Annotated in this window: 24 protein-coding genes and 1 pseudogene; 6 read left to right on the top strand and 19 right to left on the bottom strand. The window is 35.3% G+C overall.

The features are described 5' to 3' along the window. Nucleotides 1-137: 137 nt before the first annotated feature. From IR022_RS16530 to IR022_RS16500, 7 genes are all read right to left on the bottom strand, one after another. Nucleotides 138-725, bottom strand: a complete 588-nt coding sequence (locus IR022_RS16530) for a hypothetical protein (protein ID WP_194204553.1) — start codon at nt 723-725, stop codon at nt 138-140. A 19-nt stretch (nt 726-744) separates the two neighbouring features. Next, the gene (locus IR022_RS16525) at nt 745-1674 is read right to left on the bottom strand and encodes a relaxase/mobilization nuclease domain-containing protein (RefSeq protein WP_194204552.1); all 930 of its coding nucleotides are present in this window, start codon (nt 1672-1674) and stop codon (nt 745-747) included. Beyond that, the gene (locus IR022_RS16520) at nt 1671-2021 is read right to left on the bottom strand and encodes a plasmid mobilization protein (RefSeq protein ID WP_194204551.1); all 351 of its coding nucleotides are present in this window, start codon (nt 2019-2021) and stop codon (nt 1671-1673) included. Before IR022_RS16520 ends, IR022_RS16525 begins: the two co-directional genes overlap by 4 nt. A gap of 160 nt (nt 2022-2181) precedes the next feature. Further along, the gene (locus IR022_RS16515) at nt 2182-2874 is read right to left on the bottom strand and encodes a hypothetical protein (RefSeq protein ID WP_194204550.1); all 693 of its coding nucleotides are present in this window, start codon (nt 2872-2874) and stop codon (nt 2182-2184) included. Next, nucleotides 2861-3256 carry a hypothetical protein gene (locus tag IR022_RS16510; RefSeq protein WP_194204549.1) on the bottom strand — a complete coding sequence of 132 codons (396 nt, stop codon included), beginning with the start codon at nt 3254-3256 and terminating at the stop codon, nt 2861-2863. The genes IR022_RS16515 and IR022_RS16510 overlap by 14 nt, the downstream gene beginning before the upstream one ends. Then, nucleotides 3253-3597 carry a helix-turn-helix domain-containing protein gene (locus IR022_RS16505; protein WP_194204548.1) on the bottom strand — a complete coding sequence of 115 codons (345 nt, stop codon included), beginning with the start codon at nt 3595-3597 and terminating at the stop codon, nt 3253-3255. Before IR022_RS16505 ends, IR022_RS16510 begins: the two co-directional genes overlap by 4 nt. A 203-nt stretch (nt 3598-3800) precedes the next feature. After that, nucleotides 3801-4193, bottom strand: coding sequence for a hypothetical protein (locus IR022_RS16500; RefSeq protein WP_194204547.1), 393 nt, complete (start codon nt 4191-4193; stop codon nt 3801-3803). Nucleotides 4194-4416: 223 nt separating this feature from the next. On the opposite strand from IR022_RS16500, the gene IR022_RS16495 reads away from it, so the two are divergent. Together IR022_RS16495 and IR022_RS16490 are read left to right on the top strand one after the other, a co-directional pair. Beyond that, nucleotides 4417-5304 carry a HEPN domain-containing protein gene (locus IR022_RS16495; protein ID WP_194204546.1) on the top strand — a complete coding sequence of 296 codons (888 nt, stop codon included), beginning with the start codon at nt 4417-4419 and terminating at the stop codon, nt 5302-5304. A 39-nt stretch (nt 5305-5343) separates the two neighbouring features. Then, on the top strand, nt 5344-6600 hold the full coding sequence (locus tag IR022_RS16490; protein WP_194204545.1) for a reverse transcriptase domain-containing protein: 1257 nt from the start codon (nt 5344-5346) through the stop codon (nt 6598-6600). A gap of 8 nt (nt 6601-6608) precedes the next feature. Here the strand turns inward: IR022_RS16490 and IR022_RS16485 are convergent, their stop codons facing one another. From IR022_RS16485 to IR022_RS16455, 7 genes and pseudogenes are all read right to left on the bottom strand, one after another. Then, nucleotides 6609-7361, bottom strand: coding sequence for a hypothetical protein (locus tag IR022_RS16485; protein ID WP_194204544.1), 753 nt, complete (start codon nt 7359-7361; stop codon nt 6609-6611). A gap of 10 nt (nt 7362-7371) precedes the next feature. Beyond that, nucleotides 7372-7905: pseudogene (locus IR022_RS16480) on the bottom strand (hypothetical protein). Between the two features lie 2 nt (nt 7906-7907). Continuing rightward, nucleotides 7908-8879, bottom strand: a complete 972-nt coding sequence (gene rhuM / locus IR022_RS16475; protein WP_194204543.1) for a RhuM family protein — start codon at nt 8877-8879, stop codon at nt 7908-7910. A gap of 6 nt (nt 8880-8885) precedes the next feature. Then, the gene (locus IR022_RS16470; RefSeq protein ID WP_194204542.1) at nt 8886-9986 is read right to left on the bottom strand and encodes a site-specific integrase; all 1101 of its coding nucleotides are present in this window, start codon (nt 9984-9986) and stop codon (nt 8886-8888) included. A 2-nt stretch (nt 9987-9988) separates the two neighbouring features. Then, nucleotides 9989-10915, bottom strand: a complete 927-nt coding sequence (locus tag IR022_RS16465; protein ID WP_194204927.1) for a helix-turn-helix domain-containing protein — start codon at nt 10913-10915, stop codon at nt 9989-9991. A gap of 255 nt (nt 10916-11170) precedes the next feature. Further along, nucleotides 11171-12562 carry a tRNA uridine-5-carboxymethylaminomethyl(34) synthesis GTPase MnmE gene (mnmE, locus tag IR022_RS16460; protein WP_194204926.1) on the bottom strand — a complete coding sequence of 464 codons (1392 nt, stop codon included), beginning with the start codon at nt 12560-12562 and terminating at the stop codon, nt 11171-11173. Between the two features lie 508 nt (nt 12563-13070). Further along, complete coding sequence (locus IR022_RS16455) at nt 13071-14915, bottom strand: glycoside hydrolase family 13 protein (RefSeq protein ID WP_194204541.1); 1845 nt, start codon at nt 14913-14915, stop codon at nt 13071-13073. A 258-nt stretch (nt 14916-15173) separates the two neighbouring features. On the opposite strand from IR022_RS16455, the gene IR022_RS16450 reads away from it, so the two are divergent. Beyond that, nucleotides 15174-16091: a helix-turn-helix domain-containing protein gene (locus tag IR022_RS16450; protein ID WP_194204540.1), complete on the top strand. Its 918-nt coding sequence runs from the start codon at nt 15174-15176 to the stop codon at nt 16089-16091. A gap of 102 nt (nt 16092-16193) precedes the next feature. After that, nucleotides 16194-17186, top strand: a complete 993-nt coding sequence (locus IR022_RS16445) for an aldo/keto reductase (protein ID WP_194204539.1) — start codon at nt 16194-16196, stop codon at nt 17184-17186. A gap of 66 nt (nt 17187-17252) precedes the next feature. On the opposite strand, the gene IR022_RS16440 is transcribed toward IR022_RS16445, so the two are convergent. From IR022_RS16440 to IR022_RS16420, 5 genes are all read right to left on the bottom strand, one after another. Then, on the bottom strand, nt 17253-17807 hold the full coding sequence (locus tag IR022_RS16440; RefSeq protein WP_194204538.1) for a DUF4269 domain-containing protein: 555 nt from the start codon (nt 17805-17807) through the stop codon (nt 17253-17255). Continuing rightward, the gene (locus tag IR022_RS16435; protein WP_194204537.1) at nt 17804-18355 is read right to left on the bottom strand and encodes a GyrI-like domain-containing protein; all 552 of its coding nucleotides are present in this window, start codon (nt 18353-18355) and stop codon (nt 17804-17806) included. The genes IR022_RS16440 and IR022_RS16435 overlap by 4 nt, the downstream gene beginning before the upstream one ends. Before the next feature lie 147 nt (nt 18356-18502). Then, nucleotides 18503-18931 carry a GNAT family N-acetyltransferase gene (locus IR022_RS16430; protein ID WP_194204536.1) on the bottom strand — a complete coding sequence of 143 codons (429 nt, stop codon included), beginning with the start codon at nt 18929-18931 and terminating at the stop codon, nt 18503-18505. Nucleotides 18932-18945: 14 nt separating this feature from the next. After that, complete coding sequence (locus tag IR022_RS16425; protein WP_194204535.1) at nt 18946-19608, bottom strand: vancomycin high temperature exclusion protein; 663 nt, start codon at nt 19606-19608, stop codon at nt 18946-18948. Continuing rightward, the gene (locus IR022_RS16420; protein WP_194204534.1) at nt 19608-20474 is read right to left on the bottom strand and encodes a nucleoside phosphorylase; all 867 of its coding nucleotides are present in this window, start codon (nt 20472-20474) and stop codon (nt 19608-19610) included. The genes IR022_RS16425 and IR022_RS16420 overlap by 1 nt, the downstream gene beginning before the upstream one ends. A 354-nt stretch (nt 20475-20828) precedes the next feature. Between IR022_RS16420 and IR022_RS16415 the strand changes: the two genes are divergently transcribed. Further along, nucleotides 20829-23144 (top strand): M60 family metallopeptidase, encoded by a 2316-nt coding sequence (locus IR022_RS16415; protein WP_194204533.1) that lies wholly within the window; start codon nt 20829-20831, stop codon nt 23142-23144. A 29-nt stretch (nt 23145-23173) separates the two neighbouring features. Further along, nucleotides 23174-24298, top strand: a complete 1125-nt coding sequence (locus tag IR022_RS16410; protein WP_194204532.1) for an Ig-like domain-containing protein — start codon at nt 23174-23176, stop codon at nt 24296-24298. Nucleotides 24299-24323: the final 25 nt, after the last annotated feature.

Genomic DNA, 24323 nt, shown 5'->3' with positions numbered 1-24323 from the left:
ATACAACAAGAATAAAAAATGCAAGACTTTTCCTGAAAATACTCTTTTGAAAAAAGGAAGATTTTCAGGAAAACCGTCAGGCTTGGTCTTGCAGATTTATTCTTGGTATATACATTTGTATGGCAGATAGAGAAAGATTACTTTGATTTTAGTTTGCTCGCCTCATCCTGAAGCTTTTCAGCTTCTTCCTCTTTTAATTTGGCCTGCTCCATACGTCTGGCTTTATCTATGACGTCCTGCTCATATTGCTCGACAGATTGGCGGATCTCTTTAATAACCTTAGTGTCTCGATTATACTCAAAGATATCTTCTAGTTTATAAATACTGACAGAATCTGCTTTATTAAAGGCTTTGACATAACGGTATTTCAGATCATTATCTGACAAACTACTGATAACCTCTCTTTGCTTATAATGGAAGAACAAGGAAATAAGTAGCATAAGCCCTATTACGATAATTGTAATAAATACCCACGAAGAAGTAATATCTATAGAAATCCTATGATATGTTTTCTTTGGAGCTGTTTGAGCTTGCTCAATTTGCTCTAATTTCTGTATAATCAGTTCTTCCGATTGGTTGACTTTATTAGTTATATTTGCCAGATCGGATGTACTGATTATATCTTGCTTTACAGAACTCTCTGGTTTTGTAGAATTAAATTCTACTCGTTTTAGTATCTGTTTTAATTCTTCAAACATGACACTTATAGTGGATAAATCGCTCATAATGTTTTAATTTATAGGTTTAAAACTTAGGTCTGAATTGTCGTTTCTTCTTACGTTTCTCTTCTTCATATTCCATCCTGTCTTTGAATGCTTCTTCTTCATAATCATCACCGTGAACTTGCATGCTGCCAATTCCAGATAAAGCATCCAAAGTCGATTCGATGATATCTTTCGTTGGACTTTGCTGTTGGCTCTTGTTTTGGGTTTGATTCAGTGAGAATACATTTTGTTTTAACTGATAGTCTATTTTGGAATAGCTCAACATCCGATCAACTTTAGAGCCTGTAAATGAATATCCATTCTTCGTAAAAGTTATTCCTTGTATTTCACCTGTTTGCCCCTTATATTTAAATTGAGAATCAACACCATATCTATTAAGGTTATGCAGTAATTGATTCCAAGTCTTACATTTAGGAACAAGAGCGTTGAGATAATAATATATCTCATATTTCGTTTTATCGGGTTCTCGCAACCGCTGAGTTTTTACATTCTCTTTTCCTGACGAAAGATATAAGCCATATTTAGCAGTCAATTCCTTACAAATTTTCTCACTTCGATATCGGTCATTATTATCTGATATAGTTTTACCATTATTATCCACACGATTAAAGCATAGATGAACGTGCGGATGCTCCTTGTCGAAATGACGGGCAAGTATATATTGGGTATTTGTAATTTTCATTCTCAACATATATTCCCGAACAACCTTTACCATCATTTCATTGGTCAATTTATCTTTGTCCTGTACGGAAAAGTTCAAAGAGATATGACCGACCGACTTTCCTAAACTAGGCTTTAGTTTTGCCTGAGCAACGAAACTTTGAATAATAGAAGCCTTGCTTTTCAGTCTCACTCCATCGGCATCAAGAATGGTTGTTCCTTTCTTTGGGTCGAGAATATAATTGACAGTTCCTTTAAAACCTGCACCCTTAACTATTTTCGCCATCATCGCTCAATCAGTTTTATTACATCGTCAATTCTATTTGCTAAGGATTGGTATTCGGAACTCGCCCTGCTATATCCTTCGGTATTTGCTCGTTTGGCTATCTGATTTAGATTATTCGCCATTCCGCAAAGTTTACGGATATAGTCCACTTGCTCTACTGAGATTCGTTCTTTCACATATCCTTTTTTCAGGCAATCACGAACAAAATCGCTGATTGTTACCCTTGCATTTTTTACTTTTGAAACCAGAGAATAGTACTCTTCTGTTATCAATTTTATATTGATTCGGTAGGTCTTCTTTTGCCCCAAATCTTTTTTAGGGCGACCTCCTTTTTTATTATATTCTGCCATAATACATATTTTAAAAAGTTATACAAACAGACCAACGGGATGAACCTCACCACGCCATCGGAAGTGGGGAGCAAGTGGTTTTGGGCATACCAAAACATAAACTTGCTCCGCTAACTTTGGATGGGTAGGTGCATTGTCTCATCAGTCGGATCTTTACAGGTTATTTTCGTCTGCTATCTCCTTTTAGGGTGATAAAATTGAACATCATTTTAAGCCTGTCGCCAATCATTCCACCATAAAATTCATCTGAAGAAAGAGTCTCCAAAGTGAAATTTGTAGTGCCGTGAGTAATCACACCGAGGTCACTTCGCACACTCAGCAATTCGGATATCGGACGGGAGATATTCCCATAGTCTTGTACAGTTTTCAACTCCCGACCAAACTCATCGATGAGCAATGTTTTTTGAGTAAACGACTGAACCGACTGCTTGATAATCTGCTCTTGGAGAGTGACCGATTTTATAAAAGTGAATAGCGGTAATCTCAATCCGAACTTCTTCACAATATGATTATGCAATAGTGAATAGGTTTCGAGAATGACGGTTTTACCACAGCCATATTTTCCTTGCAGCATAATTCCTTTATCCAGATCTCCGTCAAAGGATGGGGCATTCGTAACATAATAGTAAAGCTGTTGAATCAGCCATTCATTATTTTCGTCAATGACAAAACCGTGGGATTGGTTCCGCCGAAATATACAATAGGTTCCGAAAGCGATGAACAGATCGCAAAAGTCAGGATAGCTAACAGGTAATGAGAAACGCTGCTGCTCTATTTTTTCTTTTTCACCAGCAACGATATTCTGAATACCATCTTTCAGCGTATTATAAAGTGTTCTGTTAGTCGAAGTCACTTCCTGAATGGATAAAGCCTTTCTTTTTTCCATAAGTGTTTGTATTAATGTTTTTGTCTTTAGTCTTTATATTAGTATAGGGAGAGGGTTTAGATGTGGAGCTAGGTATTAAAATCTGATACTTAGTTTTAACCCTGAATCCACCTCCTGCGACAAAGTCAATAAGGTTGGCGTTCTTCAGCCGTTCACGGGCAGACTTCAAGACCTGTAAAGAGATATTGGCATTAGCTACCATCTTTTTATCAGCATACTCGATCCACTCTGCCCAGAAGGAACGATTGGCTAGATGAATAAGGTAAAAGTATAAGCGTGTTTCATTTCCGCTAAAATTTTCATACTCATCTATCCGCCAAAAACTGTTTTGTAATTCAAACAGGTTCATTTCCTTCGGGTTCTTGAATACAGGTCGGCTTCCATCTCGGCTTTAATATCCAGAATGGTTTTCTTTTTTCCGTTTTTTATCCAGTCCAGAAGTTCTTCTTCGTAAAAGAATAATTTTTTGCCTCGCTTGTAACTAGGGATTAATCCCTTTCGGACAAGGGCGTAAATTATAGGTTTGGCTTTTTGAATAATGCGACAAGCATCATCGATCCCGATAGGGAGTCGTCTTTCGGTAGGTTTTGACGTGAAGTTTTCGACTAAGGTTTTAACCTCTGCAATTTTCTCAATAAGATAGGCTACCGCCTCGGGTAACTTATCAAAAGTAATGTCATTGTACATCATAATAATGGGTTTTAATTAATGATGTGCAATTTTAGATGATGATATTATGGGGAAAAATATCACCGAAAAGTCTCCTTTATTTTGTAATTATCTCAAAATATGCGTTGATAATCAACGGTGTAACACTTGTGATTTTATGATGATAAACATAAACAGGCAAGATTCTTAAAAACCTTGCCTGAATTATAGTAGAAAATCTATTATTAGTAGAAGGACTTAAAGCAAATATCGTCTTCTGTCTTTTCTATAGATACGAAAGAATCAGGTAATACCCAGCGGTTCCGAATATAGTCATATTCATACTTATCATTGAGATAAGTAATATAGTAGCCCAACTCGTCCAGATTGTCAAGGAATATATAAGAAGCATTGCAGGTATTATTCTCATCAAAAGTACAGGATAAAGTCGCCCTCTCATCATCGAACAGAATATCGATTATATTTTCCTTCACTTCTTTTGCAATGTATTCCTTAACATACATCGGATTATCTGAATAATCTTCTTTTATTTTGTCATGTGATAGTCGTAAGACTAAATGAGCGCAGTTTATCAATATTGCACAATATTCGTTTGAGGTTATTTCTTGTATTGTCATATATATGTCCACATTTAAGCCTGATTAGTGAATCAAGCCGATATAAATATTAAATGATTAATTTATATCTCTGCGGTTTTCATTCGTCAGTCAGCATCTAAAACCCAACCAACAATAACAGGATGTTGACACAAATATACAATTAAGTATGAAAAGTTAATTTCTATTTTCCTATTTTGTATATCTTTATGTTCTTAACTTTAAGGTTATAAATAAAATCCGAATGAAAAAGTCAATATCATATTTACCATCAACCAATCAGCGGGATTTGCATTTCCTTGTTGAGTCTATCTTGACACGCATCAAGCAGACAGAAATGATAATCCTCTTTGGAAGCTATGCCCGTAACGATTATGTAGCGTATGATGAGAAATATGAGTTTGGCAAAATACAGTTCTATGTAAGCGATTACGATATATTAGTTGTTACAAGCGGAGTTTCGGACGGAGTAGCAATAAAAGCCCTCGGTAATATAGAAGATTTGTACTATGACAGGGCGAAAGATCCCGATAGGCAACCACCTGTTCAGTTTATCAGCGATGATATGAAAAAGCTAAATAAGTACCTGAATGAAGGTCGATATTTCTATACGCAGATAAAGCAGGAGGGGGTTATATTGTATGATAGTGGAAAGTTTAAGCTTGCTCGCAGACGAAAACTTAGCTTTGAAGAAATAAAGCAACAGGCTCAGGAATATTTTGATAGTAAATTTGTTTATGCTGATGAGTTTTTAGAAACTGCAAAACTTACCTCTGAGAAAAAATATTACAATTTGGCTTCTTTTCTATTACACCAAGCTTGCGAAAGTTATATTTATGCTATTCGTTTGGTTTTTACATTAGAAAATCCCAAACAACATAATCTCACAAAACTATTAAACTCGGTAAAGAAATACTCTAGCGAGTTTATAAAAGTCTTTCCACAAAACACACCTGAAGAAAAACGGCTTTTTGAACTTATCAAGGCTGCTTATGTAAATGGTCGCTACGATCCTGATTTTGTGGTAACGAAAGAGGATATTGATGCTCTTATTCCCAAAGTGGAGTTGTTGAGAGATATTACAAAGAGGATTTGTGAAGAGAAGATTGGGGAGTATGGTGAAATGGAGTGAATGTATTTATTAGACTTAAATTCTATTAAAAGACAAATATTGGAAACTGAAAAATCATTACTTGAGCAATTATCATCTAAAGATAATTTATATCAAGCTTGGGAACTATTAAATAAGGAGAATGAATATTCCCGTGGTTTATCTGGATTAACAATAGAAAAATTCAGAGAAAATCTAGAGTCAAATATTGATGATTTAAATAAAAAAATCAAAGAGGGTACTTTCCAATTTTCAAAAACAAGAGCTGCGATAATAAAAAAAGGTAATGGTAAATACAGACCTTTACAGATTCCTGAAATTGGAGATCGAGTTGTTTTAAAGACAATCTCTATTTTATTAGAAGAGCAATTAGCTGAAATATTAAAAGAGAGCGATAATGTAAGCTTTGCTTACCAAAGGGATAAAGGAGTTAGAGAAGGAGTACTAAAAATGAAATCTTGTTATCAACAAGGAAATGTTATACTTAAAGCTGATATTATAAATTTCTTTGAAGAAGTACAAATAGATAAATTGCTAAATGAACATATATATCCAAATCTAAAAGACAACTCATTAAATAAATTAATAAAGGAATCGATAACTCAGAAATTAGGAGGCCTAAATTATTTTAATACAGAGCAAAAACAGTTGTTTAAAAATGCTGGTACTGGAATTCCGCAAGGAAATCCACTTTCTCCATTACTATCAAATATTTATTTATCTGATTTTGACAGATATCTTATAAAATCAGATTATTCATTAATTCGGTATGCAGATGATTTTGTGGTTATATTTAAATCTGAAGAAGAAGCAATAAAAGGATATGAAGTAATTTCAACTTACTTAAAAGATAAATTTTCATTACAAATTCACCCATTAGAAGCCAATAATGGCAAGACGCAAATTATTGACCCTACAAAAAAAGAAATGTCATTCTTATCAATAAAATTTGATGGAATAAATATATATCCATCAAAAGAAGCCGTAAGAAAACTAAAGGGTATAATTACGGATATAGTAAAAAACGGGAATTTAAATTCTAATCTTTTTGATGATATATATCAAACAATAAACAAATGGGTTTCCATTTATTCCTATTTAGATATTGAAAGATATTTCAATGATATTGATACTTTTCTCATTAATCAACTTTCCAAAAAATTTGGAAAAATTGATTATAAGACAAAGAAATGTAAACATTTAGCAAATCAGGTAAGAATTAATCAATGTACAAAGAGTAGCAAAAGCTTTTGGCGAAATTTTAATTTAAGGCATATCCTTCCAAAGATTTCTTGGAAAAGAAAGAAGAAAGGATAACTTATATATCAGATGCTGTTTATAAGAACAATTTCCTTTTCTAATCCAATCTTAACCTTCCCTTCATTAAAAGTCAACTTTTTTCTTATAGTATCTGTATCAACATCTTTAAGATTTTCAGCAAAAACGATTTTAAGAAATAAGGCAATATCCTCTTGTTTATTCATCCGAAAATGATTCCAGATATTCCACCCGAAATGGTATAAATCTATGTTCTGTAAATCTTTCACTTTGACTGGTTCTACATCCTTTAGTTCTGTTCCTGTGGAATATTGAATGACATATTCACATAAGCGATTTATATTCTGGTCATCCGCAAAGGGAGCAAAGGTTGTTCTGGTATATTGAATAGCAACTTCTAGTGTTTCTTGTTTTCTTGTAATTTCATCTTGTTGATGCTTTTCTCTTATTGCATCCAGATCATTGATAACAGGTGTTTCATTTGCAATAGGTTCTTCTGGCTCTGACTCAATGATGGGTTCAATATCTTCAACCGTATCGGATTCGGGTATTATATCCTGATTTTCTATTGTTTGTTTTCGCCTTTTGAATAATGGAGGGATAACTTTCTGAATGATTTCCAGATAAGAAATAAAAAAGACTAATCCGACTATAAATATAATAAGGAATACAAGGTTTGCCCCGAAAGCATCAAATCCCCATTTCACAATAAAAAGATAGCGAAATATCAATGCAAGTGCTGCTATTCCCGTGCTTCCGCATAGGATGAGTAATATATTTTCAGGGTCTTTGTAATTCATATTGTCAACTTTAATATTTCTGTAAACTCTTTCCTTTTTGCATTGCTTTCAGGATATTCTTTCGGACAGCTTGTATAGACGGTACTAAATCGCCTTCCAGCATTGCAAGCATTGTTTTTAACTCTTGCATCAATTCCGGAATAGGACGACATAATTCATAAGCGATTTTCATGCAAAGCGATTGTACTCCGGGCAATTCTTCGCCAGACATCATTCGCTCTAAACAAAAATCCAGAAAGTCTACTCTTGGTGGATTCGGGAATGGTTGTCTATAAAGTAGGTTGAGCATGACTCTTCGTTTTCCTCCATGCTTACAGACTAGTACTTCATCAATCAATTGGTCTTGCTTATTATATAATCACTCGTTATCTTGTGACGAAAAATGTGTAAAGATCCAAGCTGCATGGTATCCAATAATTTCATCTTCGCCAATAACTAAATTATATAACTCTTGCTTTCGGCTGTCACTATCATGTGTTAAACGAAGTATATCATTGATATCTTCCATTCCGATACGCTTAGAAAGCCTAGCTTTAAAATTCATATTTAGTTATTCTTATTGATAAGATTAACAACCACTTTTACCATCATGTCTTTTTCTTCAGTTCGGCTTTCGGCAATCATCAAAGTAAGCGCAACAAGTGTATTATTCTCGATAAGTCTGGTACTGTCGCTTCTGTATAAAATACCGTTGTTCTCTAAAAACCACAGGAACAAAAATGCGGCAATACGCTTGTTGCCATCACTAAACGAATGGTTTTTAGTAACCAAGTATAGTAGCATTGCTGCTTTTTCTTCTATGCTAGGATATAGCTCTTCTCCTCCAAAGGTTTGATAAATGGTGCTGATCGAACTTTTGAATGATTGGTCTTTTTCGTTTCCAAATAAACCTCCGCTTCCGAATTTATCCCTCAACACATGAATAGCTTCCATCGCATTGTCATAGTTGGCTTTGAAAGGTTCTTCTGTAGTAGTCTTTTCTATTTCGAGCTTTTGGAAATCGTATCTATCTAATGTATCAAGAGCATAGGTGTAATCTGTTATCACACGCAATAGTCCAGTAGCTTCATCAGCCGACAGAGCCTTAGAGTCTATCACATTAGAAAGAAGTTTGACTGTTTTCTTTAAGTCTTCCAATTGCTCATTTTTAGCATACTGATTTATAGCGTAACCTTTGATAAGATATTCTTTTAGAACGCTGTTTGCCCAAATACGGAATTGAATACCTCTATTAGATTTTACTCTGTAACCTACTGAGATAACCATATCCAGATTGTAGTATTCCATTTGATAGGTTTTACCATCAGTGGCAGTTGTCGCAAATTTTGCGACAACTGAAATGTCGTTCAATTCCTCCTTTAATGCATTACTAATATGTTTACCAATTGTTTTTATATCCCTGTCAAATAACTTAGACATTTGTTGTCGATTGATCCACACATTTTCATTGTCTAGCTTTACATCTAATTGGGTATCACCATCAGGTGTTTGATATATTATAATTTCTCCCTTATTCATAGTATTTCATTTTAAACTTATTTTATTTGCTGACTCTCTTTTCTTAGCATTCACCAAATCAGCATAAATCTGTGTTGTAGATACATTTTTATGAGTAAGCATCTTACTTACAGTATAGATATCTGTACCTAAAGCAACCTGCAAGGTAGCAAAAGTATGGCGAAAACAATGAAAGGTTATGTGCTTTGTTATCCCTGCATTGGCTACCCAATCTTTCAAAGGTTGTTGAGTCATGGACTTTGTCAATCCTTTAAATACTTTGCCTTTACCTCTTTCCCCGCATAATTCCAATGCTTCATCGCTGATGGGTAAGGTGGTTTCTGTTTCTGTCTTTTCGGTTCTTAAACGCATACAGTAACCACCATCGGAGGCAGGAAGTATTTCTTTCCAGTCCAACTTTAAAATATCACTTATCCGCAAGCCTGTGAAGCACGAAAATATAGATGCAGATTTCAATATAGGGAAGTCGCAAGGTGTATTGGCTAATGTTTTTAATTCATCCAAAGTCAGGTATTCTTTCTTTACATCTGTGGTATCGATTGAATCCAGATATTCATTGAGGTTCTCCCTGAAGAACTTCTCTTTGTATGCTACTTTCAGTAAGGCTCTGAATGTAGAAAAATATCCTGATGCTGAATTTTGTGATATGCGAAGGTCTTTGTGCTTCAATTGTTTTGCATCCATCAGATAATCCCGAAAGCGGTTGCAGAGATCAACGTTTATATCACCAAAGGTACATTTGCCTTTCACAAAATTAGAAAAGTGCTGATAGACTTTCATCCACTTCTGGTCTTTCTTTTCAGCTTTCAGTTTGTAATAAGCGAGAAAGTCAGCTTTCTTTTTATTCTTATCCAGAAAACCATACTCCTCATTAATTATTGCCTGTACTCTCATGCTGCGGATTACTTCGGCTTTCATCAGCATCTCATTGTTATACTCCTTTTCTATTTCGTTGCGTGGTCGTCCATAAATATAGATGCCTAAATATTCCCTTCGTATCATCTTCATCGAATGAGGGTCACGAATGGCAGAGTAATAGTCGAGATACAGACTTTTTCTTCCTGCTGTAATATCACGCTGTCGAAGTGCTACTTTGCTTACTCCCATAGTTACAGTGTTATTTGAGGTTGAAACAATTTATCTAAATCAGGCTTGGATATTTTCACATATCGTCCTTCTTTTACTTTAGGTATATTATGATATTTCACATAATGATAGAGAGCATCACGAGTGAGGTTATACTTTTGCATGGCTTCTTCTGTGGTATAATATTCGGCTTCTTTGGGTTGCTCATAACCTTTGGCTATGTCGAAGTCTTTTTTTGAATACAGCACTTTGCGTCCGTCTTTCTTTCGGGGAATATTCTGCTCGGATACAAAACTGTATATGGCTGCCGTTGAGAGATTATATTTCTCGTGAATGTCTTCCACTGAATACCATTCTTTTATATCCTGACTTTCATTAAATACTTTCTTTTCAAAATATTTATCGATATGCTCTTTACTGAAATATGACTTACCTCGGATCAATGTTTTAGGGATATTGTTTTCTCGGGTAATCTTGTAGAGCCATGATTCTTTGATGTTAAATTTATCTTTAATCTCGGCTACTGTATATAATTCGGTTAATGGTTTTGGCTCTTGACTAGGCTTGGCTCTATATTCATACTCCTCAATATTATCAAACATATTATCTATGTCCGCTTTTCGGATAAATGTTTTTCCATCCATTTGTACAGCTTTAAGATTACCTCTGTGTAAATAACGGTAAACGGTTGTTCGCTCAATACCAAGAAGAAAGGCTGTCTCTGATGCCGAGAGATATTCCTTATCTTTTATTTTATCGTATTTATCACTTATCTTTTCTATCTCCTGCATGGTAGAAAAATTTATACCTACCATCTTGAACTGTCTCTTACCTTGCTTGTATGCTTTGGAGTTGCACTTATGCGAACAATAACGTGTAGTCGTTTTTTGTGCAGTGAAAGTTTTTCCACAGCACTCGCATTTCTTTTTTATTTGCATTTTACTACTCATAATTTCTCCTTTATTTCTCCCTGTTTTTGTTGCACTATGTTGCATGGTGTTGCACAGCGTTGTAATCATACATTATCTATTAACAAAAATTATGCCTATTTTGAATTTTGACAAAAACGGTACAATTGTGACACAAAAATTGTCACATCATTCACTAGTATTGATCTTCAAAGATAAAAACAGAAAAGAAAAATCGCTATAAAATAGCGACTTAGTTATACTTTATAAGTATTATTGATCAATGTTGATTAGTCATTATTTGCCGATACAGAACTTACTAAAAATATTACCCAATATATCATCCGTGGAAATTTGGCCAGTAATTTCACCCAAATAATGCATACATTCACGAATATCCTGAGCAAGAAAATCACTAGATAGACCAGACTCCATTCCATCAGAAACACGAGTAATAGCAGCCAAAGCATTTCGTAAGGCTTCATAATGGCGCATATTAGTAACAATAACGTCTTGCTCTCCAAATTCGGGAATATTCGCAGCCTCTATCAGAACATCCTGCAAATTTTCAGTACCCTGATGATACTTTGCCGAGATAAAAATTCGATCAGGGATCAAATCACTTAACAATTGCTCTTTATATTCTTTACGAGCAGCTGGAATTATATCTACTTTATTGAATACCAAGATCAACTTCTTGCCTTCTGTTAGTGGTAGTATTTTTTGTGATAACGCAATAGTACGTTCATCTTCCGTTTCGGCATCTATAACCCAAAGGACTATATTAGCCTGTTCTAGTTTCTTAAAAGTACGCTCTATACCCAAACTTTCCACTACATCATCCGTATCACGAATACCTGCAGTATCAATCAAGCGAAATATAAGTCCATCAATATTTATAGTATCTTCAATTACATCACGAGTAGTACCATGAATATCCGAGACAATCGCTTTTTCTTCTCTCAACAACAGATTGAGCAATGTAGACTTCCCTGCATTTGTCTCACCTATTATTGCCACGGGAATACCCGTTTTCACCACATTACCTAAAGAAAAAGAATCTGCTAGCTTTTCTATCACCTCATGAATATGACTAGCCAGTTGCTTGAGGTTATCTCGATTTGCGAACTCAACATCCTCTTCTGAAAAGTCTAACTCTAATTCTACTAATGATGCAAAGTTAAGTAAGTCCGTGCGAAGCTCTACCAACTTGTTACTAAACCCTCCTCGCATTTGATTTAATGCTAAACGGTGAGTCGCAGCAGATGTCGAGGCAATAAGATCGGCAACCGATTCAGCCTGAGACAAGTCCATCTTTCCATTCAAAAATGCTCTTTGGGTAAATTCTCCTGCAGTTGCTAAACGTGCTCCTTTTTCAAGAAGCAACTGCAAAATACCTTGCTGTATATAAATAGACCCATGACATGAGATCTCAACACTATCTTCTCCTGTGAAAGAGCTTGGATTGTGAAACACACTGACCAACACCTCATCAAGTGCAGCATCATCTTTTACAATAGTGCCAAAATGAATTGTATTAGCTTTCTGATCTATCAATTTCTTCCCCGATGGAGAGCGATAAACCGTATCAACTAATCCAATACACCCTTTACCTGATAAACGAATAACAGCAATCCCCCCTACCCCTGCTGGAGTAGAAATAGCTACAATAATATCCGACTGTTGCATCATAAGTTTAATCTTTAGAGTTACTATATTACGTTCATTTTTTCGGACTTTTAAAACTATATTACTCTAGAAAAGAATAACACAAAACATTCAAAAGAGAAACAACAACCTTAAAAAGAATAGACATAAACAAATAATTAAGAGCAAGTTGAAAACACCCAAAATAAAACCACACAGATAGAATAATGATTTATTCTATTTTAGAAAGGATGAATATCCTTAAACCTACCCACTTTGAATGCCTCTAATCAAATCAAGACTGTTTATCAAAGATAGAAATATTCTGGTAATTTAAGGAAAGTATAATGTACTTAATACCGAACAACCTCTGAGCAAAGGTCGAGAACTTCTAAAAATAAAAAAGAGGAACGAATATTCTCGCTCCTCTTTTCCTCCGTAACCAAATAATCTAATTACCTAAAATTTTCCTGAACCTAAAAGTTATCTTTACTATTTGAGACAACCTATCAGAAATAGTATTCTCTCAAATGATTTTCAATCTTGAATTTTAAAATTCGAGAACCATTACATCTCTCGGAGCAATAGTCAATGAAGCTCCACTAACATCAACCGTTTTTCCGGTTATAACATCTTTCGATTGAGTTTTGGGCAACACCTCTCTATAATTCTCCAAATCTAATGTTTTCTCACTATCTGAACCACTTAAAAACACAACTACCGATTTGCCATTATATTTACGTTCGTAAACATAAACTCCATTAATCGGCACATAATGTTTCAAAGAACCTTTAGCTATTACATCGTTACCTTTACGCCACTGAAGCATCTTTTGAGTGAAATCGTATGCAGCATTTTGCTTATCAGTTCTACCTTCACGAGAGAAAGCATTTTGCTTATCACCAGCCCATCCACCGGGAAAATTCTCACGTAAAGTACCATCTCCATTTGCTTTATCAGCAGCCATAAGAATCTCAGTTCCATAATAGATTTGAGGTATGCCACGAGTTGTCAATAAAAAGGTTAGAGCTTGCTTGTATTTTTTCGTATTATCAGCCTCTTCATCGGTTTTGAAAAAACGAGAAGTATCATGATTATCCAAAAACGTTAATAAATTCGAAGGATCAGCATATACAATATCCTGACCTAAATAATCATGAATACGAGCTACACCTTTATCCCAATCCGATTCTTCATCAAAAGCAGAATTCATAACTCCCATCAAAGGGAAATCCATCACAGTTCTTAGATGTGAATTACGAGGATAAGCCAGCTTACTGTCTTTTTGCCAAAACGAAACAGCTACATTACTATTCAACCAAGTCTCTCCAACTATATTAAAGTCAGGATATTCTTCTGTAACTTGTCTACACCACTCCGCCATCATATCGAAATCGGCATATGGATGCGTATCTTGGCGAATACCATCTATCCCCACATGCTCTATCCACCAAATACTGTTTTGAATAAGATATTTAGCAACATGAGGGTTTCTCTGATTAAAATCGGGCATAGGCTCTACAAACCATCCATCTAATGCCATCTTCTTGTCATGAGCCGAGGTATAAGGGTCATATTGAGTAGTGGTTCTATATGTAGTTTGTACATATTTATCGGGAAAGTTAAACCAATCCTTTGCAGGCATATCTTTAAACAAGAAGTTTTCGCTACCACAATGATTAAAGATCATATCCATTACTACCTTCATGCCTTTAGCATGAGTTTTATCTACTAACGAGATAAACTCGTCATTCGTCCCAAAACGAGGATCAGCCTTGTAATAATCTGTTATTGCATATCCATGATACGAACCATGAGGCATATCATTCTCTTGTGTAGGATTCAACCAAATAGCAGTAACGCCTAGGTCTGCAATATAATCCAGATTATCGGTAATACCTTTAAAGTCTCCACCATGACGACCATATTGGTCATTACGATCAACCTTATTATCAATCATTCCTTTTATTACATCATTCGACGGATCGCCATTTGCAAATCTATCTGGCATAATAAGATACAAAACATCGCTAGTATTAAAGCCTACCCTTTCGGCTGACCCTTCTTTTCGTTGTTTTAATTCATAAGGTACAGTTTTCTTTTCCTTGCCTCTTTTCAGAACTATATCAAATTTCTCTGGTTTTGCATTCGACAAATCTACATACACTAATAAGTAATTAGGATTATCAAAACGTACTAGTTCTTTTATTGTAGCAGTTTGAGAAGTTATTGTAGCATCACACTTGGCAATATTATCGCCATACATCAGTATTTGCAACTCGGTGTTTTTCATTCCTGCCCACCAAAATGCAGGTTCTAGTTTTTTTACGTCAATGGCATTAGCTGTTCCGTAAATCAAAACTGTTAAAAGTAAAATTAAATACGATTTCTTCATTCTCTCTTGGTATTATAAAGGTCGCAGACCTATTTTATTGCTTTGATCAGTGTATAACTTAAACCTCTCAGAATAGAAGTTTAGAAAACACGAAGTATCTGATGTTAACAAAACTAGAGAATAAAAGATAAACTTTTGTGTGAAATTTTATTTTTCACATATAAAATTCTTGCAATCGTTTGCAAGAATACTCCTATTCCCATTTCAAAAATACATCTATTTATCAATTTAAAAGAAAAACACACTATATTTACATGTATGAAAATATTTGAAAACATTAATGATTTCTATACTCGGCAGCAAACCGATTTTTCATCAGAAAATAGAGGATTATCTCCCAAACATGGGCATTTCAATGTCTTTGAGAGAAAATATTGTAGTAATAATAATTCGACCTATAGCAGACGAGATTTCTATAAAGTGTCTCTGGTAATAGGAGAAGGGAAACTATTTTATGCTGATAAATGGATTCTTATCGACCGCCCTGCACTGATGTTTTCCAATCCGTTAATTCCTTACTCATGGGAGGCTACCAGTGAGCAGCAAGATGGGTATTACTGCTTATTTACCGAAGAATTCATACAATCATCCGAGCGTAACGATAGCCTTGCAGATTCTCCCCTGTTTAGGATTGGAGACAACAAAATATTTTTTCTCGATGACAAGAAAGTCGAAGAGATAAGTACCATATATCGTAAGATGATAGAGGAGATTAATTCCGAATACACACATAAATATGATATACTGCGTAATTACCTCCACTTGATTATTCACGAGGCAATGAAGATGCAAGCACCTAACAACGAATCCTTTCAAGGCAGTGCATCAGAACGAATATCAAGTTTATTCATGGAACTTCTCGAAAGGCAATTTCCTATAGATATACCCGAACACACCCTCAACATGCGATCGGCGAACGACTTTGCCCGTCAATTATCGGTACATGTCAACCACTTGAATCGCACCGTCAAAAAGATTACAGGAAAAACAACCTCTGAACATATCTCTGAACGAATAACGAAAGAAGCTTCCGCGCTCTTAAACCATACAGATATGACCGTATCTGAAATTGCTTTTGGCCTGGGGTTTGAGCATCCCAGTTATTTCAACAATTTTTTTAAAAAGAATACAGGATTTTCTCCCGGATCATTGCGAAATCATAATAAACAGACTTAAGCCTATTGTTTGAATTTTATAACATCTTCTTTGAATTTCGCAACAACGAATAGGTACTTCATCTGTACTTTTGACTTATCAAATAATTAAAAACAGAAGATTATGAAGTACAGAAAACTAGGAAAGACCGACGAGCAATTATCATCCTTAGGATTAGGTTGCATGGGAATGAGCTATGCTTATGGACCTACAAACGAAACCGAAAGCTTAGCTACTTTACATAAAGCCTTGGATTTAGGAATTAACTTCTGGGATACGGCAGATGTCTATGGTGCAGGAGCAAACGAAGAGCTTATTTCCAAAGTATTAGTTGAGAACAGAAGTAAAGTATTTATTGCAACCAAATTTGGATTCAGATACGACAAGGAAGCCAAACTTGGAGCAGCCGATGTAGATTGCTCTCCAAAATGGATCAAACAGGCTATTGAAAAAAGTCTGAAACGATTAAAAATAGATACAATAGATCTTTATTATGCACATCGTATAGATCCTAATATTCCTGTTGAAGAAACCATTGGTACAATGGCTGAGCTAGTAAAAGAAGGCAAAGTACGCTATTTAGGACTTAGCGAGGCGTCAGCCGAATCAATACGCAAGGCAAACGCAGTACATCCAATCTCAGCTCTACAATATGAATACTCGGTATTGACCCGTGATGTAGAACGCGAAATACTACCTACTGCTCGTGAACTGCGAATCTCACTTGTTCCTTATTCTCCATTATCCAGAGGATTAATTACAAATAGGCTGGATGTTTCGAAAATGGATCCCAGCGACGACTTCCGCAAGCACCTTCCCAGATATCAGGGTAAGCATCTTGAGAACAATAATAAGCTTGCAGCAGCATTTGCTCAATTTGCCGAACAGAAAGACATTACAGCTTCACAACTGGCTTTAGCATGGATATTGGCTCAGGGAGAAGATATTATTCCGATTCCCGGAACGAAAAGAATAAAATATTTGGAAGAAAATGCGAAAGCAGCAGATGTTACACTTTCCAATATCGATCTGAAAACAATTGACGATATACTAGCTAAATATCCCGAAGTAGGTGATCGTTATAATGACGAACAGTTTAAATACACAAATCATTAAGTTTACAGATATTCTCTCATTACTTTAGTTAGCATAAAAGGCGGTTATAAAAAAATAAGCACGTATCTATTCAGGTACGTGCTTATTTTTTATCAAAAGCTTTAATTCTTCATCAGTCAACAACTCGAATTCGAGTAAATCCGAATATGGGTTTTCTAAATTCAATAATTTGCCGAATGCAGGCTCAGTTTTATAACCCTGTTCTTTTAATCTGATTATTTTTTGCCGAAACCCATCACCTGCTAATTTCATTATCCGATCTTCAACCACCATATGACGATATCCATTCTGATCTAATGTAGGTCTGGATTCTGCATATATTTCGATCGGTAATCCCGAATGCTCAAAATTAGCGACGTACACATCTCTTAGTTTATCTGAAAACATATTATATGTAGAATAATGCAGACGGACTACATCTCTAATTTCTGGCAAATTTTCTGCACAACAAACAATATCAATATCGCTTTCATCAACATCTATTGCAATAGGAATTGTTCCTACAGCGATAGGATTGTAGTCATAGAGAACATCAAGCACCTTTATCTCTTTAAGAATCCGATAACAAAGCTTTTGCTTATCAGTTCCTGCTTTAAGATATTCTATATCTCTAAAGTTCATTCTTTCACAATCTCTTTTCGATAGATTATCTTCTTATTCGGAACATCATATATTTCCATAATAGCTCCTTTGTCACTTATTCCATGCTCTTTTATATACTTATCAATCTGAGAATAAACTTTCATTAAACCAAGCATTATAGACATATGTCCCTTAAAAGGAAACTCTGCCGTCACATAATTTACCTTTGAATATGTACGCACTTTATATTTACCTGCCAAGTCTGCTATTTGGGTACTATTTAAGCCTTCAACAATACAGCCAATTTCGGAACGAAGCTTACTTTTTTCTACTTGCTGTGGATTATCATAAAAGACTCCAAACCCTTTAGTCGTTGAAATTCCTTCATTATTAAGCAACTTATAATATACTTTATCCGTATATTTCCCTGTTTGGGCATAATCACCTATAACCTCTTCATAGACCAATACTTCGCCGCCTTGTATTTCTTCTTTTACTTCCACTTTACTTAATCCGCCATAGTAGATATAAATTATTACAACAATTGCTATAAGTACTACAATTACAACCAAAATAATTTTCAACATTTTCATAGTATTAATTATAAGACAAGACAATTCTATCAGGAATACTAAACTCTTTATTTAGTTTACCCCTCAGAATACCAATTTTTTAATTTCACATTTGAGGCTGTTAGTTAGCGGCTAATTCTTAGATTATAAAAAATCGTTTAGTTATTTCAACTGGAAACGGTATACGTTAGTGTCTCTTTTTACAAATCCTATTTTCTGATACAATGCGTTAGCGGCAATACGGGAAGGGCTAGATGTTAAATCTACTTTAGAAACCCCAAGCTCAGCACGAGCATAATCAAGTGCAAATCGGATCATCTTCTCTCCAATTTGTTTTCCTCTCATACTTACATCTACAACCACATCCTCAACTGAGGCCTTACGCCCTGTTGGTATTTTATAAAGCACCAAAGAGAAAGTACCAATTATTAGTCCTTCTTCCTTAGCTACAAAAAGATAAGTATTAGAGTTCACTATATCTTGAAGATATTCTTTTGTTGGAGGCTGGCAATCTTCAGCCAATTGAATCATCAGCTTTCCTAAAGACTCAACAACTTCATCTGGCACATCTACTAATCTTTCTATATCCATATCCAGTTTGCTTTTTATTTTATCTCTATCGGTTCACCCAAAAATTTAGGCTGCTTATTCAATATAATATCAACAAAGACTTTTACTCGTGCAAATTTTTCTCTCACAATCGTTTTATAAGACACACGCCCCAAAGCTACATCTTTAGCATTATAGCCATACGCAGTATATCCATAATATTGAGCTAGAAAAACAGCCCTCTCGTTATGAAATTTCTGCGATACCACAATAAACGAATCCTGACCGAATATCTCATTGATCCGTACAACCGAATCCAATGTACGAAATCCCGCATGATCAAGATAGATTATACTATCGGGAACACCCAATGCAACAAGAGCATCACGCATATCTTCGGGCTCACTGTATCCTTCATAACCATTATCGCCACTCATCACAAAAGCCTTCACTTTGTTGGCAACATATAACTCATGAGCGGCAGCAATACGATTATCGAAGTACGGATTAGGCAATCCACCGCGTATATACTTAGATGCACCCAATACCAATGCTACCTTTTGAGGAGGAATACTATCTACATCATTATACAGCCATTCTTTTGTATCGTGAGGTATTTTCCAATTGGCAAAAACAAGCACTACCACAATAGACAAAAGAGCAACCGCTAAGCAAACGGCTACTCTTTTTATTATTATTTTAATTTTCCGTTTATTCATCAAATTCGATCAAGTACTGTTTTAATTAGATCTTCTATCGAACCATTGTAATTAGAGTTTGATTCTCCAGCCAAACGATTCGCAATTATTGTACAAACAGTCATAGCCTTATGCCCCATCAAACGACCTAGTCCTGCAAGAGGAGCACTTTCCATCTCGTAATTGGTAATTACATCCGAGCCAAACTTAAAGCTTTCGATACGACTATTCAGGTCTGGATTTGCCAAAGGAATACGAACAGTACGTCCTTGAGGTCCATAAAATCCGATTGCCGATATAGTTACTCCTTTAATCATATCGTGACCAATTTGCTGTACTAATCCCTCATCTGCTTTCACAACATAAGGAGCACAATGTAAAGGAGACCAGTTTACATATTTCTTAAAGGCTTCTTCAAAATCTAGTTCAGCTACCGAATTGCGACCCTCATAGTAATTTAACACACCATCAAATCCTATTGATTTTTCAGAAACCACATACGAACCGATAGGACAATGAGGCTGTAAGCCACCAGACGTTCCAACACGCACCATTATTAGCTGTTTGAAATCTTTCTTTACCTCCCTTGTCTTAAAATCTACATTTGCTAGCGCATCAAGTTCAGTAATTACAATATCTATATTATCAGGACCTATTCCATGAGACAAAGCCGTAATACGCTTGCCTTTATAAGTTCCGGTAATGGTACGAAATTCGCGACTTTGCACCTCACACTCTATACTATCAAAAAATGAAGCGGTAAGTGTAACACGATCAGGATCACCCATCATTATTATTTTGTCCGCCAGTTGCTCTGGCTTTATATGTAAGTGAAATACACTCCCATCACTATTGATAATCAGTTCCGATTCTGGTATTATACTCATATCTATTCTTTTTTATACGTTTAAATACAAATATATGGAATATAATTTTATTCAACGGCAGTTGTAGACCTATCACTCACCTAACCTTATAATTTTCGCCCTTTAAAATCTAGAAACTACATTATACCACTTCAAACCCAAAGAGGCAAAACTTAAAGCAAATAGAGCAACAGACCTACATTACTTACTATTTACTTTTGTTGATGAATATTTTCAGATAAGATCTAATACAAACAGAAAAGCCTTACGAATGCATCCAAGCATTAAATTCTCGATCTTTTCTCTACAACCTTAAACCATTTAACAACAAACGGCAAAACATCATAATTATTCACCATTTTAAACTAATCCAACATGAAACACAATTTTTCACGTAAAACATGTATAAGGGTATTTTACCTATCCATGATCTTTTCCCTATTTGCATCATTACCCTCTTGTGAAGACACAAGCACGATGACAGTTACCAACAGTTTAGTTGCAGGATCTGAAAATGTTTCTTTCGGATCAGGAGCGTCCTCTACCGAATTGAAACTTGAGACGAATATAGAAATCTCAGAGCTAGCAACATCCGTAGCTTCTCAAGGCAAGTCGTGGTGCAAAGCGACTGTTGTAGACAAAGCGTTAACAATAGAAGTAGAAGACAACAATTCGGAAAAAGAACGAACTACAATTGTAACGATAGTAGGAAAAAGTCAAAAGCAAGATATTATTGTAACGCAAAGAGCCACCGGTTTTGTAAAAGACAAATTGGTTAAAGTAACCCGTGTCACCACAACTTCGGAAATGGCCACCGAACACGAAGCTAAAGATATGATAGATGGCGACTTTAGCACCTATTTCAACTCGAAATCAGGGGCAATTACAACATGGCCATTTCTATTCGATTTTTATTTCGAGAAAGCCGAGAAGATAGACTATATTATACATACACCTCGCCAAGATAGCGGAAATAAATGGGGAGCCATAGGTAAACTCGAATTATGGATTGCGACAGAATCGGCACCCGAATTGAAAAAATATGGGGAATATGATTTCGGAAAAGTTTTAATAAAGCCATCAATAATAACCTTAGAGCAACCTATCGAAAAACCAACACAGATTCAATTTAGAATAATGTCGGGATACGAAGACAGGGTAAGTTGCGCAGAAATGCAATTCTTCCAAAAAAGTACCGAAGAAGATTATGATTACCTCCAAATATTCGCCGATAAATCATGCTCTGAGATTAAAGAAGGTATTACCGAAGATGATTTAAATAAAATACCCGATCTATTCTACAAAAATATAGCCCTTGCAATATTTAAAGGAACATACGATAAAGAATTTAGAATTCAGGAATACAGACCCTACCAACATCCCGATATAATAGCTAAAATAAATAAAACAGAAAAATACAGCCTAAAAGATAACGCCACCGGAATGTATGTAGCAAATGCAGGAGATGAACTAGTTGTTTTTGTAGGAGATGCAAAAGGACAAGAATTAACCTTGAACATTAGAGATTATCAAACAAATGCTGAAACCTCTTTCTCTCTCCAAGAAGGGTTGAACGTATTTTATCCATCTATTTCGGGATTAATATACATTTACAACCATACTCAAGAGGATATTCCATTGCTATTGACTACAGATGCAGAAAAGAAAAAAGCTGCAACAAAGACAGTGAAAATACATATTGCTACGGGCGAAATCAATGGATATTTTGATATACAAAAACACACCGCAGATGACTGGACTCGAATTCTTACTAATTATGGTAAACATACTGAAATAGACATTTTAGGAAAACACTCTCATATCACATGGAGAACATCCGACTATCGGACAAACAATACAGATATTATACTAATGACCAATTATCTGGATGCAGTTATAAAACAGCAAAACGAGATTATGGGTTTATTTTACTACAAAAAGGAATTTAAGAACAGAGCCTTTATACATGTCGACTATTCTGCTCCGGCGGCTTATGCAACATCATATAGAACTGCTTATAGCTTAGGATATATAAATGTATTTTGTACAGAGGAAGGATTCTTATCCCGAATGTGGGTTGTAGGTCACGAAATAGGTCACGTGAATCAAACCCGTCCAGGGGTAAAATGGGCTGGGACAACAGAAGTAACCAACAATATGTATGCAATGTATAATCAACAGCAAATATTGGGAGACGCCGTTCGCCTCAACACGGGTGCTGATAGTTATGAGAATGCTTTTAAAGCCATAATCCAAGATCAACAACCATGGATACTACCTAATGACTACAATAAGCACATGCTAAAACTCCCCCCATTCTGGCAATTAAAACTATATTTTGTAGATATCCTAAAACAAGAACATTTTTATCATAACTTATTCGAACACTACCGAGTTACAGAAGATTTGAGTCAGGCATTACTAGGAGATAATTACCATGGTATGCTTCAGCTTGATTTTGTACGACAAGTATGTAATACTGGAAAAATGAATATGATTGACTTCTTCGAAGCTTGGGGTTTTTTAAGACCGGTAGATGTTGTTGTTAATGATTATGGTAACAAGACAATGAAAGTTACACAAAAACAGATTGATGATCTAAAAGCTGAAATCGTTGCCAAGAATTATCCAAAACCAGCGATTGTTGTTCAAGACCTTACCGATTTAAACTATCGCCAATATATTAGATAACAAAGTATAAATTCCACTAGAATATAAATATGAAACAATATCCAAATTATCTATTAAGTATATCTATCATCTTATGCTCAATACTTATAAGCTGCGATGACAAGGTAGAGTATGTAGACTCGAAAGAGCCGCAAAGTATCACCATTCTCAATATAACAGATAACATTATACCGATACATACCACCGAAACATATCAGGTAGAACTTGCTGTACTTCCCGAAGATGCTGAGTTTAAAGATCCGCCATTATATGAGTACATATCGGGAGATGAAGAGGTATTTACCATATCCGACAAGGGTTTAATTACCGGAATAGGTGTTGGTGAAGCGGTTTTGTATATCAATTCAACAAATTACCCTGCTTTAAAGACAAAAAGCATAGTAAGTATTACTGATCGAACTTTTGATGTTGAAGAAATAATTATAGACGATAAGTTTAAAGATCTTACTATAGCCGTAGGTACAACTATTGATTTCAGCACTAAAATCAATATTAAACCCGAAAACGCTACAAATAAAAAACTAGGTTACTCGTCATCTAATACCGAAGTGGTTTCTATCACAGAAGCAGGCATCATACAAGCCTTAAAGAATGGAGCATCAACAGTAAAAATCAGCGCAACAGATGGTAGCTCCAAGTTTATTGAATGCAAAATTACAGTAAAGGAAGCCACTTATACCGATCTTGACAGAGCGGGCTGGATTGTGATACCATCTCATAAACTGCCTAAGGATGCTTCTATAAACAATGCTGCCGAAAGCCTCATTGATGGAGATTTAAAAACATGCATGTCTATGGTAAAACCCGGTAAGTCTTACGATGGAGTAACTGTTTCTGCCGATGAGCAAGTATTCTTTGTAATTGATATGCAAAAAGAGGTCGAATTTGATTACTTGGGCATACAACACCGCACAAGTAATACAAATGAGTATTTAAGACCTTACGGATTCTCTATCTATGGAAGTAATAACGGAACAGAATTCAGCACCATAGAAGAGAACCTCGTCGGAGAGCCTTCCCAACCTGAGTACAAGCTAAATCTGCCAACCAGTGTTAAGTATAGGTATATTAAAGTAGTATACAGTCTTTGGGATACTAAGACTGGAAGCACAATACAATTAGCAGAGCTTAATATTGGAGCTAAACGTTTTTAACAAAACAAAAGACCAATAAACAGTT

This window comes from Dysgonomonas sp. GY617 (assembly GCF_015233815.1).
Classification (GTDB): domain Bacteria; phylum Bacteroidota; class Bacteroidia; order Bacteroidales; family Dysgonomonadaceae; genus Dysgonomonas_A.
This window is presented reverse-complemented; position numbering and strand designations above follow the sequence as displayed.

Coding starts and splice junctions, on each gene's coding strand:
- IR022_RS16445 (WP_194204539.1), top strand. CDS start 16,194: ATGAAGTACAGAAAACTAGGAAAGACCGACGAGCAATTATCATCCTTA.
- IR022_RS16435 (WP_194204537.1), bottom strand. CDS start 18,355: ATGTTGAAAATTATTTTGGTTGTAATTGTAGTACTTATAGCAATTGTT.
- IR022_RS16450 (WP_194204540.1), top strand. CDS start 15,174: ATGAAAATATTTGAAAACATTAATGATTTCTATACTCGGCAGCAAACC.
- IR022_RS16465 (WP_194204927.1), bottom strand. CDS start 10,915: ATGAGTAGTAAAATGCAAATAAAAAAGAAATGCGAGTGCTGTGGAAAA.
- IR022_RS16520 (WP_194204551.1), bottom strand. CDS start 2,021: ATGGCAGAATATAATAAAAAAGGAGGTCGCCCTAAAAAAGATTTGGGG.
- IR022_RS16500 (WP_194204547.1), bottom strand. CDS start 4,193: ATGACAATACAAGAAATAACCTCAAACGAATATTGTGCAATATTGATA.
- IR022_RS16455 (WP_194204541.1), bottom strand. CDS start 14,915: ATGAAGAAATCGTATTTAATTTTACTTTTAACAGTTTTGATTTACGGA.
- IR022_RS16430 (WP_194204536.1), bottom strand. CDS start 18,931: ATGGATATAGAAAGATTAGTAGATGTGCCAGATGAAGTTGTTGAGTCT.
- IR022_RS16485 (WP_194204544.1), bottom strand. CDS start 7,361: ATGAATTACAAAGACCCTGAAAATATATTACTCATCCTATGCGGAAGC.
- IR022_RS16510 (WP_194204549.1), bottom strand. CDS start 3,256: ATGAACCTGTTTGAATTACAAAACAGTTTTTGGCGGATAGATGAGTAT.
- IR022_RS16410 (WP_194204532.1), top strand. CDS start 23,174: ATGAAACAATATCCAAATTATCTATTAAGTATATCTATCATCTTATGC.
- IR022_RS16530 (WP_194204553.1), bottom strand. CDS start 725: ATGAGCGATTTATCCACTATAAGTGTCATGTTTGAAGAATTAAAACAG.
- IR022_RS16505 (WP_194204548.1), bottom strand. CDS start 3,597: ATGATGTACAATGACATTACTTTTGATAAGTTACCCGAGGCGGTAGCC.
- IR022_RS16470 (WP_194204542.1), bottom strand. CDS start 9,986: ATGGGAGTAAGCAAAGTAGCACTTCGACAGCGTGATATTACAGCAGGA.
- IR022_RS16495 (WP_194204546.1), top strand. CDS start 4,417: ATGAAAAAGTCAATATCATATTTACCATCAACCAATCAGCGGGATTTG.
- mnmE (WP_194204926.1), bottom strand. CDS start 12,562: ATGCAACAGTCGGATATTATTGTAGCTATTTCTACTCCAGCAGGGGTA.
- IR022_RS16525 (WP_194204552.1), bottom strand. CDS start 1,674: ATGATGGCGAAAATAGTTAAGGGTGCAGGTTTTAAAGGAACTGTCAAT.
- IR022_RS16420 (WP_194204534.1), bottom strand. CDS start 20,474: ATGAGTATAATACCAGAATCGGAACTGATTATCAATAGTGATGGGAGT.
- rhuM (WP_194204543.1), bottom strand. CDS start 8,879: ATGAATAAGGGAGAAATTATAATATATCAAACACCTGATGGTGATACC.
- IR022_RS16425 (WP_194204535.1), bottom strand. CDS start 19,608: ATGAATAAACGGAAAATTAAAATAATAATAAAAAGAGTAGCCGTTTGC.
- IR022_RS16440 (WP_194204538.1), bottom strand. CDS start 17,807: ATGAACTTTAGAGATATAGAATATCTTAAAGCAGGAACTGATAAGCAA.
- IR022_RS16415 (WP_194204533.1), top strand. CDS start 20,829: ATGAAACACAATTTTTCACGTAAAACATGTATAAGGGTATTTTACCTA.